The 15,826-nt window shown below is 43.0% G+C and carries 15 protein-coding genes and 4 tRNA genes; 18 read left to right on the top strand and 1 reads right to left on the bottom strand.

The genetic code is table 11. From position 1 onward, the window contains the following. Position 1: 1 nt before the first annotated feature. Positions 2–1,273 carry an exo-beta-N-acetylmuramidase NamZ family protein gene (locus JS40_RS05945; protein ID WP_034259111.1) on the bottom strand — a complete coding sequence of 424 codons (1,272 nt, stop codon included), beginning with the start codon at positions 1,271–1,273 and terminating at the stop codon, positions 2–4. 10 nt (positions 1,274–1,283) lie between these two features. On the opposite strand from JS40_RS05945, the gene JS40_RS05940 reads away from it, so the two are divergent. The 18 genes from JS40_RS05940 (at position 1,284) to tuf (ending at position 15,718) form a co-directional block, all read left to right on the top strand. After that, positions 1,284–2,519 carry an ABC transporter permease gene (locus JS40_RS05940; RefSeq protein WP_034259110.1) on the top strand — a complete coding sequence of 412 codons (1,236 nt, stop codon included), beginning with the start codon at positions 1,284–1,286 and terminating at the stop codon, positions 2,517–2,519. Positions 2,520–2,729: 210 nt separating this feature from the next. Further along, positions 2,730–3,710, top strand: coding sequence for a PLP-dependent cysteine synthase family protein (locus tag JS40_RS05935; protein ID WP_034259109.1), 981 nt, complete (start codon positions 2,730–2,732; stop codon positions 3,708–3,710). Positions 3,711–3,773: 63 nt separating this feature from the next. Then, positions 3,774–4,133 (top strand): DUF202 domain-containing protein, encoded by a 360-nt coding sequence (locus JS40_RS05930; protein ID WP_051957507.1) that lies wholly within the window; start codon positions 3,774–3,776, stop codon positions 4,131–4,133. Between the two features lie 39 nt (positions 4,134–4,172). Beyond that, positions 4,173–5,459, top strand: a complete 1,287-nt coding sequence (locus tag JS40_RS05925) for a DUF2851 family protein (protein WP_034259108.1) — start codon at positions 4,173–4,175, stop codon at positions 5,457–5,459. An 18-nt stretch (positions 5,460–5,477) separates the two neighbouring features. Further along, on the top strand, positions 5,478–5,708 hold the full coding sequence (locus JS40_RS05920; protein ID WP_034259107.1) for a PspC family transcriptional regulator: 231 nt from the start codon (positions 5,478–5,480) through the stop codon (positions 5,706–5,708). Further along, the gene (locus tag JS40_RS05915; RefSeq protein ID WP_034259105.1) at positions 5,705–6,715 is read left to right on the top strand and encodes a potassium channel family protein; all 1,011 of its coding nucleotides are present in this window, start codon (positions 5,705–5,707) and stop codon (positions 6,713–6,715) included. The genes JS40_RS05920 and JS40_RS05915 overlap by 4 nt, the downstream gene beginning before the upstream one ends. A 94-nt stretch (positions 6,716–6,809) precedes the next feature. Next, the gene (locus JS40_RS05910) at positions 6,810–8,435 is read left to right on the top strand and encodes an alanine/glycine:cation symporter family protein (protein ID WP_034259103.1); all 1,626 of its coding nucleotides are present in this window, start codon (positions 6,810–6,812) and stop codon (positions 8,433–8,435) included. A gap of 15 nt (positions 8,436–8,450) precedes the next feature. Further along, complete coding sequence (locus JS40_RS05905; protein ID WP_034259101.1) at positions 8,451–9,323, top strand: ComEA family DNA-binding protein; 873 nt, start codon at positions 8,451–8,453, stop codon at positions 9,321–9,323. 43 nt (positions 9,324–9,366) lie between these two features. Then, positions 9,367–10,533, top strand: coding sequence for an acyl-CoA dehydrogenase family protein (locus JS40_RS05900; protein ID WP_034262140.1), 1,167 nt, complete (start codon positions 9,367–9,369; stop codon positions 10,531–10,533). A gap of 70 nt (positions 10,534–10,603) precedes the next feature. After that, positions 10,604–12,031, top strand: a complete 1,428-nt coding sequence (locus JS40_RS05895; RefSeq protein WP_034259100.1) for a carboxypeptidase-like regulatory domain-containing protein — start codon at positions 10,604–10,606, stop codon at positions 12,029–12,031. Positions 12,032–12,118: 87 nt separating this feature from the next. After that, the gene (gene rpsU, locus JS40_RS05890; RefSeq protein ID WP_034259098.1) at positions 12,119–12,313 is read left to right on the top strand and encodes a 30S ribosomal protein S21; all 195 of its coding nucleotides are present in this window, start codon (positions 12,119–12,121) and stop codon (positions 12,311–12,313) included. Between the two features lie 109 nt (positions 12,314–12,422). Next, positions 12,423–13,313, top strand: a complete 891-nt coding sequence (locus JS40_RS05885) for a tyrosine-type recombinase/integrase (RefSeq protein ID WP_034259096.1) — start codon at positions 12,423–12,425, stop codon at positions 13,311–13,313. A gap of 24 nt (positions 13,314–13,337) precedes the next feature. Beyond that, a complete protein-coding gene (gene hpf, locus JS40_RS05880) occupies positions 13,338–13,640 on the top strand; it encodes a ribosome hibernation-promoting factor, HPF/YfiA family (protein WP_034259094.1) in 303 nt (100 codons plus the stop codon). A gap of 100 nt (positions 13,641–13,740) precedes the next feature. After that, positions 13,741–13,814, top strand: a tRNA-Thr gene (locus JS40_RS05875). A gap of 37 nt (positions 13,815–13,851) precedes the next feature. Then, positions 13,852–13,933: transfer RNA gene (locus JS40_RS05870), tRNA-Tyr, on the top strand. A 153-nt stretch (positions 13,934–14,086) separates the two neighbouring features. Next, positions 14,087–14,162, top strand: a tRNA-Gly gene (locus tag JS40_RS05865). Between the two features lie 242 nt (positions 14,163–14,404). Continuing rightward, positions 14,405–14,476 (top strand) — tRNA-Thr (locus tag JS40_RS05860). 54 nt (positions 14,477–14,530) lie between these two features. Then, positions 14,531–15,718 carry an elongation factor Tu gene (tuf, locus tag JS40_RS05855; protein WP_034259092.1) on the top strand — a complete coding sequence of 396 codons (1,188 nt, stop codon included), beginning with the start codon at positions 14,531–14,533 and terminating at the stop codon, positions 15,716–15,718. The last annotated feature ends 108 nt before the right edge of the window (positions 15,719–15,826 follow it).

Below are 15,826 nucleotides of genomic sequence, written 5' to 3'. Positions count from 1 at the left end.
CTTAAGGATAGAGCATATACTTTTTCCGCATCGCATCATAGGCTTCCAGGTCACGTAACCAGGTGGCTCTAATTTCAGGATAAGTGTAGCCTTGCTCTATCTGTCGCTGAAGTGTTTCAGTTCCTGCGAGCTTAGTGAAAAAATCGGTAAAGAATTCTTTCTTTTTCCCGTAACCAACATACGCTTCTATAAGCCATTCCAAATTGAGCATGTCCAGACGTGGCTGTTCTCTTAGGTCTAGCCCGTTGCAAAGCTGCCCTTCGAATTTTGGATGCTTTGCACCCTCATTGGGTTGTGGCGTGAACTGGAAAGGGAAATAAGCACTTGGCAGCGCAGGAGCTCCAAAGACCTGAAACTGCATGCTTGTACCCCTGCCGGCACTTAGCGGTGTCCCTTCAAAGAAACAAAGACTCGGGTATAGGTTTATGGCTGTATCATTGGGCAGATTAGGGGAAGGTTTTACGGGAAGTGAGTAGGGTGTTCCATGTGTATAATTGGAAACAGGAATTACCGTCAATCTGCAGGTTAGATCATTGGACAACCAACCTTCACCATTGATCATTTGCGCATATTCGCCAATAGTCATTCCGTGAACTACAGGTACGGGATGCATCCCTACAAAACTCGAATGCTCTTTTTCCAGAACAGGCCCGTCGATATAATGACCGTTGGGATTAGGTCTGTCGAGAACAACCAGTGGAATATTGGCTTCTGCACACGCTTCCATTACATAATGGAGCGTCGAAATATAGGTGTAAAAACGAGCACCTACGTCTTGAATGTCAAAGACCATGAGCTCTATGCCTTGCATCTGTTGCTTGGACGGCTTCTTGTTCGCACCATATAAGGAGATAATTGGAATTCCGGTGCGCCGGTCGATCCCGTCTTTCACCAATTCACCCGCATCGGCCGTACCGCGAAAACCGTGCTCAGGAGCAAAGACCTTTTTTACCTGAATATTCTCGGCGATCAAAAAATCGACCAAGTGGAGAGATTTGCTGGGTTTGGTAAGCATGGAGGTCTGATTCGCCACAATTCCCACAGATTTGTCCTTTAATATAGGAAGATAGGCATTCGGACGGTGAGCCCCGGGCATAAAATCCTTAGACATCATTTCAGCAATGGTAACAGTATCGTGTATCACGATTTCCTGCTGTGTTTTCTCAAGGGTATCCCCCGAAGCGTTTGCCTTCTCCTGGTTATTCTGACTTCCGCAGGAAAAAGAAACCAGAAGCCATAAGAAAAATGTATTTTTGAAAAAAGTTAATCGCATATCGTTACCCGTGAATTTCGAATTCTTTATCGCTCGGCGCATCATTGCGGCCAAAGACTATAAAAGTAGTATTTCGGCACCAATAATAAAAATTGCAATTACGGCGATCGCCTTGGGAATTGTAATGATGCTGGTGTCCATCGCCACGGGTGTCGGACTCCAAAAAAAGATACGTGAAAAGGTCTCTGCCTTCAATGGCGATATCATTATTAGCAACTTCGACACCAATATGTCCAATGATTCTCAAATTCCCATCTCGAAGAATCAAGATTTCCATCCTAATTTCACAAGCGTAGCGGGCGTGGACCACATTCAGATCACAGCTTCAAAAGGCGGTGTGATCCGTACCGAAACCGATTTCGAAGGAGTGGTGGTCAAAGGCGTTGGAACCGATTACAACTGGCAGTATTTTGAGGATTTTTTGCGGGAAGGAAGACTGCCCGATTATTCAAATGGATTAAACGCCGAAGTACTGATTTCCCAATACCTGGCAAACCGCCTGGAGTTACAGTTGGGAGACAAGATCGTTACTTTTTTCCTTAATGATGACACCTCCAAAGCGCCCCGTAGCAGAGGGTTCGATATCGTTGGAATCTATAACAGCGGATTTCAACAATTTGACGAGCAATTTGTCATAGCCGATATACGCCACATACAACGCCTTAACAAATGGGAAGACGACCAGATAGGCGCTTTTGAAGTATTTGTGGAAGATTTCGACAACATTGTTCCCATAGGGAATGCCGTCTACAATCAAACATCCAGCACCCTGGATACCCAAACCATACGCGATAAGTACGGCTCTATTTTTGAATGGCTGGATCTGTTCGATTTCAATATCGCGCTCATTATTGGTATCATGATACTGGTAGCAGGTATTAATATGATCACCGCTTTGTTGGTCCTTATTCTGGAACGTACACAAATGATAGGCATCCTAAAGGCACTGGGGAGCAGTGATTGGAGCATTCGTAAGGTGTTTATCTACAATGCCATGTACCTAATTGGCGTGGGGTTGTTCTGGGGAAACCTCATAGGACTAGGTCTGCTTTTCGCCCAGCAGCAGTTTAAATTATTTCCTTTGGATCCCGACACTTATTACGTTACCGAAGCTCCTGTCTATCTGGATATGGGGTACGTCTTGGCCCTAAATGCCGGAACGTTTGTATTGTGTTTGTTCATGCTCTTGATCCCTTCGTATATCATTGCAAAGATCTCTCCTGTAAAGGCCATTCGTTTCGAATAGTAGGGCGTTTCCTTGGGTGCTTGTCGTAGAGTCCGGCGCACCCAAGGACCGGGCTTTCCGCTATATCTTTCCCTAGCAAGCCAGGCTTGCTATAGAAAGGATGCCGCTTCAATCCCTAACGCAAATGCTTGCAGTGTAACTGCCGAAATCATACCTTTGCAGCCGCAAACTTCTAAAGGAATAAGAAGTTGCTTTCATCAAGAAAATAAAATGGAATACGCAAAGAATATATTAGAGACGATCGGGAATACACCCTTGGTAAAGATCAATAAACTCGCCGAGGAGATCCCGGCCCTTGTTCTTGCCAAATACGAGACCTTTAATCCCGGGAATTCGGTCAAGGACCGTATGGCTGTAAAAATGATCGAGGATGCCGAAGCAGACGGCCGCTTAAAGCCCGGAGGGACTATTATTGAAGGAACCAGCGGGAATACAGGTATGGGACTGGCCCTAGCAGCCATCGTAAAAGGGTATAAAATGGTTTGTGTAATAAGTGATAAGCAAAGCAAGGAAAAAATGGACATCCTGCGCGCCGTAGGCAGTGAGGTAGTTGTATGCCCCACCGATGTGGACCCGTCAGATCCGCGTTCTTATTATTCTACATCAAAGCGCATGGCCGAAGAAACTCCCAATAGTTGGTATGTGAATCAGTATGATAACCCCAGCAACACCAAAGCACATTACGAAAGTACAGGTCCGGAGATCTGGCGACAAACCGATGGAAAGATCACTCATTTTGTTGTAGGAGTGGGTACGGGAGGTACGATTAGCGGGGTTGGAAAATATTTAAAGGAACAGAACCCTAATATTAAAGTATGGGGTATCGATACTTATGGCAGTGTCTTTAAGAAATATCACGAAACAGGCATATTCGATGAAAAGGAGATCTACCCTTACGTCACCGAAGGAATTGGAGAAGATATACTCCCAAAGAATGTAAATTTCGATATCATCGACGGATTTACCAAAGTAACCGATAAGGATGCGGCGGTCTATACCCAAAAACTAGCACGGGAAGAAGGAATGTTCTTAGGGAATTCGGCCGGTGCAGCCATGAAGGGCGTTTTGCAACTTAAGGAACACTTTACCAAAGACGATGTGGTTGTTGTTCTTTTTCACGACCACGGCAGCAGGTATGTTGGAAAGATGTTCAACAACGATTGGATGCAAAAGATGGGCTATCTTGACTAAGGCATACAAATTTTATAAAATAGAATCCTGCTTTTTTAAGCGGGATTTTTTATTTTTAGGGGAATGAAAACACAGGCACAGCGATTGTTTCGGTTTTTGCGTACTAAGCCGGTACCGGTAAATACCCGTGAGATCCTTGCGCTGGAGCGAACAAAACTCGCTAATGAGCGTACGTTACTGGCCTATATAAGAGCATCTCTTTACCTGCTGTTAGGGGGTCTGGCACTCTTACAGTTAAAGGATTTTGAGAGCATTCACTGGTTGGGTTATGTCGCTTTGGTAGTGTGTGTGGTCTTTTTGACCATTGGGATCGTACGTTTTATCATCTTGAAACGCAGGTTGTATAAATGGAACCGTATCCTCTTTTCCGATACGATCTCGGAAGAGTCAACAACAGCATCGACCCCGACCGAAGAAAAATAAGTTACTCTTACTTCAACTCCCCACGCTAATTCCGGATTCATGAAAGAAGAATTCCTGCATTATGTGTGGCAGTTTCAGAAATTTGACAACCACAACTTGAAGACCACCCAGGGTCATTCGCTGCAAATTGTTTCACCCGGCAGTCATAACCACAATTCGGGTCCCGATTTTTTCAATGCACAGCTCGTGATCGATGGACAATTATGGGCAGGAAATGTAGAGCTTCATATAGAATCTTCCCTTTGGTTCCTGCACCAACACCATAAAGACCCTGCGTACGATTCGGTGATCCTGCATGTCGTTTGGGAGCACACTTCCGAAGTATCAAGAAAAGATACCACACTAATTCCCACATTGGAATTAAAGCACCGTATCCCGAAACCAATGCTGGGGACGTACAAAAAACTATTTTCGAACGATACGAAATGGATCCCGTGTGAGCAATCGCTGACTGAAATCGATAGCTTTATGTATGTGCATTGGCTGGAACGCCTTTATGTTGAGCGATTAGAGAGAAAGTCACAATTTTTAATGGAACGGGCCTCTCAATTGAACAATCATTGGGAGGCATTGTTATTTGAGATGTTGTGCAAGAATTTCGGACTTAAAGTTAACGGGACCGCTTTTTTGAGCATTGCACAGTCGATTCCGTTTTCCCTGATCCAAAAATGCAGCGATCAGTTATTGTCGCTGGAAGCTATATTGCTGGGTCAGGCCGGGTTACTTGATGCAACTGCGGAGGCTCCGTATGTAAAAGAGCTAATAAGTTCTTACAAATACAGTAAGCGTAAATTCAAACTTTCTAATGATGGGGTCATCGCCCCTAAATTCTTCAGGTTACGACCTTCAAATTTTCCAACCGTTCGGCTGGCACAATTGGCGGCCTTGTATGTAAATAACGGTCAATTGTTCTCGAAAGTGATCGCCATACGCGAAGTCCAGCATCTGTACGAGCTGTTCACGATTGAAACAAGCGAATTTTGGAGAACACATTATACCTTTACCTCTAGTTCCCAATTGCGAAGCACCCAACTTACTAAAAAATTCATTAATCTATTGTTTATAAACACAGTGCTTCCCATGCGGTTCGCCTACCTTCGTTTTTTAGGAAGTCACCCTTCCGAAGAAATCCTGCAACTGGCCGGGGAGCTCCCTCCCGAAGCAAATACCATCATCCTCAGGTTTCAAAAGCTTGGCCTTGTTGCAACCAATGCATTAGAGACTCAGGCATTGCTTCAGCTTAAGGAATTATATTGTGATGCGCGTCGATGTTTGAACTGTGAAATTGGCAACGCTATTTTAAAAGTTTCGAATAGTATTCAGTAAAAATTGTAATTTGCACACATGTTACAGCTCGTGTACAGAATTAGGCATTATTTTGAGAAACGTGGGTTCTATGTAAGTTCCCGTTTGGCAGATCGTCTGGGGATGCGGGCTAAGAGCGTACGACTCTTCTTTATTTATGTATCCTTTGCAACCATGGGTGTGGGCTTTGCCATCTATCTCACCATTGCATTCTTATTGAAGCTAAAAGATCTTGTATTTACCAAACGAACATCTGTGTTTGATCTATGACAAAGTTATTTCAATCTAAGATAGCAGGTGCGTTGGTGCTACTCATCACCGTGGTGTTTTCGGGTATCTTCGGATTTCGATTTTTCTTCGATTACGAATGGATCGATGCCATGTATATGACTATCATTACCATAACCACGGTTGGTTTTGGTGAGTTACACCCCTTAAGTCCGGCTGAAAAGATATTTACGTCGGCCCTCATAATTTCAAGTATCTTTATTGTGGGGTATGCGATTACTGTTATTTCTGAATACATTCTCAGCAAGAACAACATTGGTAATTTAAGACAAAAAAAAGTGGAAAAACAAATCAAAGCATTACGCGATCACGTGATCGTTTGTGGTTTTGGAAGAAACGGAAAACAAGCCACACAAAAATTACTGGCCTATAATCAAAAGTTTGTAATTGTAGAACGTGACGAAGACCTTATTGAGCGATTTAGCGATGACGAGCACTTGTTTGTAAGCGGAAACGCTATTGAAGATGATGTCTTGATCCATGCAGGTGTCGAACGTGCCAAAACACTTATTTGTGCGCTACCCAGTGATGCCGATAATCTTTTTATAGTCCTGTCTGCGCGCCAAATGAATCAAGGATTAAAGATCATTAGCCGGGCGACAGAGGAAACCAGCTACAAGAAATTAAAACTGGCAGGAGCCGATAATATCATTATGCCCGATCGCATAGGAGGAGACCACATGGCGTCTTTAGTGGTTGTTCCCGATTTGATAGAGTTTCTCGATAACTTATCTGTTTCGGGGGAGCAGGACAGTATGAATGTCGAACAAATACCTTTTGAGAAGATGTGTCCCGACGGTGTAGAACATTCCATTAGCGAACTGGATGTACGCAAGAAGACGGGCTGTTCCATTATAGGATACAAATCGCCGCAAGGAGAATACATCGTGAACCCGGAGCCTTCTCTAGTCATTAAAAAGAATTCCAAACTTATTCTTATTGGCAGACCCAATCAAATAGATAATTTAAAGCGATTATATAACGTTTAAGGTTTCGTTAACAATTATCAGCTCAAAAATTTGAATTCGTGTTTTTTTTTAGCATCTTGCTTAGCTTAAAAATAGTCTCACTAAAAAACCCATTATGAAGAAACTTCTTCTTTCCCTATTTACAATATTCACCCCACTTTTATCCTTTGCTCAAGAACAAAGTACTTCCGAAAAGATCGACGCTACTTTTCGCGATTATACCGGATGGTTTGTAGAGGGAATATTCTATGAGATACCTTTTTCTGAAGAGTTCAAGATCCCATGGGTGCTTATTGTGCTAATTGGAGGTGCGGTCTATTTTACGATTTATTTTAAACTCATCAACTTTACCGGTTTTGGCACCGCTATCAAAGTTGTGAGAGGAAAATATGAAGATATTGAAAAACACGGTGTAGATACGTTGTACGGCGATATGACCGATAATGAAGGTGAGAATATCATTGAAACCATTCGGGACGATAGTGCCGATGGTGAGGTTTCCCACTTTCAGGCCTTGACCGCAGCACTATCTGCTACGGTAGGTCTTGGAAATATTGCGGGAGTTGCTGTGGCACTGTCCATAGGAGGGCCCGGGGCAACTTTTTGGATGATCCTTGCAGGGTTACTGGGGATGGCTTCAAAATTTGCCGAATGTACCCTCGGGGTAAAATACCGCGATGTTGGACCGGACGGAACAGTATACGGAGGTCCTATGTACTACCTTACAAAAGGACTTCGTGAAAAAGGTGCCGGAGTGCTTGGTAAAATTCTCGCGATCCTCTTCGCTATCTTTGTGATTGGTGGTTCGTTTGGAGGTGGAAATATGTTTCAAGCCAATCAAGCAGCGGCACAGTTCATAAAATTATTTGAAATAGAGAATGCCAATGGCGGAATGTATTTTGGATTCGTTATGGCGATCCTTGTAGCAGTCGTGATCATTGGAGGTATTAAAAGAATTGCAAAAGTAACCGAAAAGGTGGTGCCGTTCATGGCGGGGATCTATGTGTTGGCGGCCCTGATTATATTAGGTGCTAATTTCACCCTAATCGACGATGCGTTCAGCCTCATCTTTACGGGAGCCTTCAGCGGACTAGGAATTGCCGGGGGGCTTATTGGAGTTATGATACAGGGAATCCGTCGAGGGGCCTTCTCCAACGAAGCCGGGGTAGGATCTGCTGCCATTGCGCACTCTGCTGTAAGAACAAAATATCCTGCCAGTGAAGGAATCGTTGCCTTGTTGGAGCCGTTTGTAGATACCGTGGTGATCTGTACCATGACGGCACTGGTAATCATTATCACAAATTTCGACGGTGGGTTCATGGAATATGGAACACCTATCAACGAAGGGGTGGAGTTGACCGCTGTTGCGTTTGACAGTGTGATACCCCATTTCTCCATCATTCTTACGATTGCAGTGATCTTATTCGCGTTCTCGACCATGATCTCTTGGTCGTATTACGGGATGCAAGGGTGGAAATATCTCTTCGGAAGAGGTCGTGTTACCGACCTTGTTTATAAATTCTTATTCCTGTTCTTTGTGGTGGTTGGTGCCTCTATTAGTTTGGGAGCCGTGATCGATTTTTCAGATGCGATGATCTTTGCCATGGTAGTACCAAACATTATTGGGGTTATCTTGTTAACCCCTGTGGTTCGAAAAGAATTAAATCGCTATATGAGTGCTATTCGTAAAAAGGCAGAAGCGATCGATGATGGTGCGGAAGACTTGAGAAAGCACATGTAACAAAAGTAAAATAATATGAAGCTAAGATCCCACTTTACGTTTTCAAAACAGGAGCGAAGTGGGATTTTGCTTTTAGTTAGCTTGATCGTTGGAGTGATGGCCGCTTATTATTTTATTGATACTTCGGAAACATCACATCTGGATGTTTCTTCAGCCAAAATAATACAGTTGCAGGAGGAACTGGATTCCCTGCGAGCTGTAGAACTGGAACGTCGAAAACCGAAACAATACCCCTTCAATCCTAATTTCATTACCGATCATAAGGCGTACGTGTTAGGAATGACACCTACAGAATTCGATAGACTGAAACTGTTTCGGGAGCAGGATCAATGGATTAATTCTGCCGCAGATTTTCAGCGGGTGACAAAGGTATCAGATTCGTTATTAGCCGTCCTGCAGCCCTATTTTAAATTTCCGGACTGGGTGACCAACCCAAAACCGTCCTATGCAAAAAAGAAGACCTATAACACCCCAATATCCTATGCCGAAAAGATCGATTTGAACGTCGCTACAGCCGCCGAACTACGTGAAGTACATGGTATAGGAGAAGCCCTGTCGAAACGCATTGTGAGCTACCGAGAGAAACTGGGGGGATTTGCAGGGGATATAGAGCTTTACAGTGTATATGGCCTCGATAACATGGTAATTAGGAGGGTGCTCGATCAATTTACGGTGAAAACCCCCAGGTCACTCGCGAAGATGAATCTCAACACTGCTTCGGCTTCAGATATAGCAACAATTCCGGGTATTTCTTTCGAATTGGCAAAACGCATCTGGGAATATCGAGAATTGCGCGAACAGATTTCAGATTTTTCAGAATTGGAGAAAATAGAAGGACTATCAAACCAGAAGTTACAGCTAATTCAATTATATTTGTCCGTTGACTAAAGCGGACATACACGTCCTTATCCCTAAACCCAAAACAGCTTATATGAGTAAGATGTACTTCACAGAAGAGCACGATTTTTTCAGAAAAAGTTTTCAGGATTTTTTACAAAAAGAGGTGGTACCCCATATTGAAAAGTGGGAAGAGACCGGGCATATCGAACGCTTCATTTGGGAAAAGTTTGGAGAGATGGGCTACTTTGGTATCAACTATCCTGAAGCGTACGGCGGTATGGATCTGGACCTGTTCTATACAGTGATCTTTTTGGAAGAATTGCAAAAGATCAATAGCGGCGGATTTGCTGCCGCAATGTGGGCGCACGCCTATCTGGCGATGACACATTTGAACAAGGAAGGCAATCATGAGCAGAAGCAAAAGTATCTGACCCCAAGCATTACCGGTGAAAAGATAGGCTGTCTTTGTGTTACAGAGCCCTTTGGTGGTAGTGACGTTTCCGGGATGCGAAGTACTGCGGTAAAGAAGGGGGGGCATTACATCTTGAACGGTTCAAAGACATTTATTACCAATGGGGTATACAGCGATTATTTGATAGTAGCCGCCAAAACCGCACCCGACCTGGGAAATAAGGGTATTAGTATTTTTGTCGTAGACAGAGATATGGAAGGAATTTCTGCCACTAAACTAGATAAATTAGGGTGGCGAGCCAGCGATACAGGAGAAATTGCTTTCGATAATGTGAAGATCCCTGCTGAAAATCTCATGGGAGAGGAGAATCAAGGTTTTCCTTATATCATGCAGCATTTTGCATTAGAGCGCCTAATCATGGGGATCAATGCGCATGCCAGAAGCGAGTTCGCATTGGAATACACCATTCAATATATGAAGGACCGTATGGCTTTTGGGAAAAGCATTTCCAAATTTCAGGCCTTGCGTCATCGGGTAGCACAGCTCACCACCGAAGTGGAAGTATGTAAGACCTTTAATTACGTTACAACAAAGCGCTTGAACGATGGAGAATACGTGGTAAAAGAGGCCACAATGTCAAAATTGATATCCACCAAAGTATCTGATGAGGTCATGTACGAATGCCTTCAATTCTTGGGAGGATATGGTTATATGGAGGAGTATCCATTGGCCAGGCTGTTTCGTGATAGTAGGCTGGGGCCTATTGGAGGAGGAACTTCGGAGATCCTGAGAGAGATCATAGCCAAGATGGTGATCGACGGAAAAGCATACAAGAAAGCCACTTGATCCAGAACAATAAGGGTTCTTAACCCATTGTGGCAGATCGTGGTATTTTTAATCTAAGGAAAAATATTGAATGAAAAATTCCTTTTTTAGGCATATTACCGGTATACTGATCTTTTGTGTATCCACAAGTGTCCTGGCGCAAATAGATCTAGAGAGCAAAGTTGTTGATTTTGCTACCTATCTTCCAATCGAGAATGCCAGTATCTATATTAAGAATACAACCATAGGGACGGTAAGCAATGTTGATGGTAAATTTCTTCTCGTTGTCCCGCAAGAACATGTGCAGGATACCCTGGTGGTCTCGTCCATTGGTTATAAGAGCTTTGAAACGGTGATCAGCGAATTCGACACAAGTATGGATATATTCCTAACAGAAGATGTCGCTTCTCTGGATGAAGTGATTCTCGTGGCAGATCCGCGCCCCACTACCGGGAATGGCGTAGTGCAAAAGGCCATCGAACGATTGTCCCGAAACCTGCCGGGGACACCCTATTTGCAAAAGGGGTTTTTGCGGCATAAAGAGCGTAATAAAAAGGAATACAAATGGCTTATAGAAAGTGCTATTACCGTCTATGATTCCGGATACGCTTCGGGAGCCGAGGAACATTTTAAGATCAACGTAGATGAAATTAGAAAGAGCTATGATCTCAGGGAGGTCGATAGCCTGTATACATATACTTCTTACTTAAAGAACCATCCGCCCTACATCGACCTTAAATCAAAACAGCTTCGGCGTGACACCATAGAGACTTCATCGCTAGTTGAAGCTATTAAATGGAATGACCGACGTGTGAACGGATTGGACAATCTTTTTAAGGGACGACTTAATTTTCTGCGCAATGCTACCGTGAGAAACGCACTTTTTGGTGAGAATCTTTTGGAAATGCATCAATTTGAGGTGGATACTGTCTTGGTGGATGATGGTAGAAAATTATACAAGATCAAGATCTCTAAAGGAGAGGATTATGTAGGTCTAAATACCCGAAATATCTACAATGAGGGGTATGAGCCTAGAGGTTGGTTGTATATCTACTGGGACAATTATGCCTTTAAAAAGATCGAGTACGAGCTCGTGGCCGCATCTCCTGCTCAAAAGGCACGAAGCAAAAGCCTTTTTGATACTCAGATAAATCATAAACTGGTAATGACCTATCTGGAATACAACGATAAGATGTACCCAAGCTATGTGTATTACGAAACACCCAAACTGGTGAATGTTGGGGACCGATCTTCCGATCAGCAAAAAAATCTGGAAGAATCCGGCAGGAGCAAGGACGAGCAATACTATTATACGATACAGGAAATTGTCTTCACAAAGATCATTCAAGACCCCGAACTTATTTTTGAAGCACTACAAACAGAATGGTCTCAGGATATCTTTACTTCCCGACCTTATAACAAGGAGTTCTGGAAAAACTATAATGTGCTCTTGGAAAGCGAAGAAGAACAGAAGCTCATTCAGGACCTAAGTAAAAGAGCTACCTTATTCAAGCAATAATTTCAATAAAAAATTAGTGCATTATAGTTTATTTCTAAAATAATATGATTAATTTTGCCCCTCCAAAAGAGAGGAGGTGATGTCACTATGTTAATAATACCAGTAAAAGACGGAGAAAATATCGATAGAGCGCTAAAGAGATTTAAGCGTAAATTTGACCGTACAGGAACGATGCGCCAATTGCGTAAGCGTCAAGCTTTCACAAAACCCTCAGTAGAGCGTAGAGCGCAAATTCAAAAAGCACAATACATTCAAGGACTAAGAGACGCGGAAGAGATCTAGGTCCATTCCGTTCCTTTCATACAATAAGATCCGCCGGTTCCTTCCGGCGGATTTTTTTATATCCCTAAATTACAATTTGTATCTTTAGCAGAGAATCCAACAATCCTCTATGCCCTTTTCAGATTTTATTGATTACTTAACCTTAGAAAAGAAGTATGCTGCTAATACAGTAGTGGCATATACGCACGATCTTGAGTGTTTTTTAACTTTCGCCCGGGCAGAATTCGGTTATAGTACTATTAAGGATGTGAATTATCCAGTGATACGCAGCTGGATTGTTTCGTTGGTAGATACAGGTATTTCAAACCGAAGTGTGAACCGAAAGGTTTCCTCTTTGAGAACCTACTATAAATTTTTACTGAAGACCAAGCAGATCGAGATCAACCCCCTGCTGAAGCATAGAGCTTTAAAGACAAGTAAAAAACTACAAGTGCCCTTTTCAGAAAAAGAAGTAACACAGGTTTTAGATGCTTTGGAAACTGCAAACGATTTTGAAGGTGTTCGAAACAAGCTCATGGTCGAATTGTTCTATTCTACAGGAATGCGTCGAACCGAACTCGTGCACATTAAACTAAAAAATATATCCGCGACAGAAAAAAACCTTAAAGTGCTGGGTAAAAGAAATAAAGAGCGCATTATCCCGTTATTGCCTTCCGTTTGTTTAACGCTCTCAAACTACCTTCGGTACAGGGAGCAGTTGGAGCATATTTCAGATCCCGAATATCTTTTCCTTTCCGTTAAGGGCGTTAAAATATATGAAACGCTTGTCTACAGAATAATAAATAGCTATTTTAGTAAAGCATCGGAAAAAGTAAAAAGGAGTCCCCATATTTTACGGCATTCTTTTGCAACACATCTTTTAAATGAAGGAGCAGATTTAAACGCAGTCAAAGAACTGCTTGGGCATTCGAGTTTGGCCTCTACGCAAGTTTATACTCACAACAGTATTGCAACACTCAAAGAAGTGTACAAGAACTCGCATCCCCGAAATTCAAAATAAGTACGAACTTTAATTCTATCGCGTATGAAGGTAAATGTGCAAACCCCAAATTTTGCGGCCGATGTAAAATTGATTCACTTTATAGAGCGTAAGCTAAATAAACTGGAGCAATTCTATGACAAGATTGTATTCGCAGACGTGTTTCTGAAAGTTCAGAAGACCAGTGAAAAGCAAAACAAAATCGTTGAGATTTTACTCAGTGTTCCCGGTGACGATCTTATCGTAAAAAAAGAAGCCAGGACCTTCGAGTTAGGTACCGATGAGTGCATTCATTCGCTGGAGAGACAGCTCAAAAAACGCAAGCATAAACAAAGAGCGTATTTATAAGATTATTTTTTAAAAAAAGTTTTGTAGAAAAAATAAATTCTATACATTTGCAGTCCGTTAGAAATAGCGGACTTTTTTATGGCTAAAAAGTCGTTCAAAAGCCGATGTAGCTCAGCTGGCTAGAGCAGCTGATTTGTAATCAGCAGGTCGTGGGTTCGAGTCCCTCCATCGGCTCTCTGAAAAAGAGAAAGTTCTTTAAAATAAAGGGTTTGGGGAGATACTCAAGCGGCCAACGAGGGCAGACTGTAAATCTGCTGACCTAGTCTTCGCAGGTTCGAATCCTGCTCTCCCCACATAAATTTTAAATAAGCAGAAGTCAAAAGCTCGCTTTTGTAAAAGTGCGATTTAAAGTTGTGTTCGGAGTCACCCGAACAGGATCACAAACCTTGGTTAGTAATCCACTTTGAAATTTTGATAATACCATTCTGAAATAATTTCAGATAAACGCGGGAGTAGCTCAGTTGGTAGAGCGTCAGCCTTCCAAGCTGAATGTCGCCGGTTCGAACCCGGTCTCCCGCTCCAAAGAGTGGAATGTCGTCACGCCGCAAGCGTGATCTCCCGCTCCAAAGAGTGGAATGTCGTCACGCCGCAAGCGTGATCTCCCGCTCCAAAGAGTGGAATGTCGTCACGCCGCAAGCGTGATCTCCCGCTCTAAAGAGTGGAATGTCGTCACGCCGCAAGCGTGATCTACCACTCTGAAATTTACGAGTTACGGTGTGCGGTTTACGAATCGTAAATCTAAATCGGCAATCGTAAATCATTTTGCCGGTGTAGCTCAGGGGTAGAGCGTTTCCTTGGTAAGGAAGAGGTCATGAGTTCAAATCTCATCATTGGCTCAACGTAGTACGAAATTGAACACTATTATATAACTAAGATTAAATTAATACAAAATGGCAAAAGCAACATACGATCGGTCCAAACCCCACTTAAACGTAGGGACTATTGGACACGTAGATCACGGTAAAACAACCTTAACTGCTGCTATTACAAAGGTAATGGCAGATGCTGGTTATTCAGAAGCTCGATCTTTTGATCAAATTGACAACGCTCCTGAAGAAAAAGAAAGAGGTATTACAATTAACTCTTCACACGTAGAGTATCAAACAGCAAATCGTCACTACGCACACGTTGACTGTCCTGGTCACGCGGATTACGTAAAGAACATGGTTACTGGTGCTGCTCAAATGGACGGAGCTATCTTGGTAGTTGCTGCTACCGATGGTCCTATGCCACAAACTCGTGAGCACATCCTATTAGGCCGTCAGGTTGGTATTCCTCGTATCGTTGTATTCATGAACAAAGTGGATATGGTAGACGATGAGGAGCTTTTGGAATTGGTTGAAATGGAGATCAGAGATCTACTTTCTTTCTATGAGTACGATGGAGACAACGGTCCTGTGATCGCTGGTTCTGCATTGGGTGCTTTGAACGGAGAGCAAAAGTGGGTTGATACTGTACTACAGTTGATGGAAGCTGTTGATACATGGATTGAAGAACCAACACGTGAGATCGACAAGCCATTCTTGATGCCTATTGAAGATGTATTCTCTATTACAGGTCGTGGTACTGTTGCTACTGGACGTATCGAGACCGGAGTAGCAAACACTGGAGATCCTGTTGAGATCATTGGTATGGGTGCTGAAAAATTGACTTCTACTATTACCGGGATCGAGATGTTCCGTCAAATTCTAGATAGAGGTGAAGCTGGAGATAACGCTGGTATCCTTTTAAGAGGTATCGAAAAAAGCCAGATCTCTAGAGGTATGGTAATCTGTAAGCCGGGATCGGTAACACCACACGCTAAGTTTAAAGCTGAGGTTTACGTTCTTAAGAAAGAAGAAGGTGGACGTCACACTCCATTCCACAACAACTACCGTCCACAGTTCTACGTACGTACAACAGACGTAACTGGGAACATTAGTCTTCCAGATGGTGTTGAAATGGTTATGCCTGGTGATAACTTGACAATTCATGTTGAGCTTATCCAGCCAATCGCAATGAATGTGGGTCTGCGTTTTGCTATCCGTGAAGGTGGTAGAACTGTAGGGGCTGGTCAGGTAACTGAGATTTTAGACTAATTAAGTCATACTATAAAAAGTACAGGTGTCCCGCCCAAAGCGGGACGCCTTGACTTTTATTACGGGTTTACTCGCTTGCTTGTTTGGCTCATAGATGTTAGAGCTTTA

Origin of the sequence: Altibacter lentus (assembly GCF_000746845.1) — a bacterium.
Classification (GTDB): Bacteria; Bacteroidota; Bacteroidia; order Flavobacteriales; family Flavobacteriaceae; genus Altibacter; species Altibacter lentus.
The sequence above is the reverse complement of the archived record's forward strand: the minus strand, read 5'-3'. Positions and strand labels throughout refer to the sequence as shown.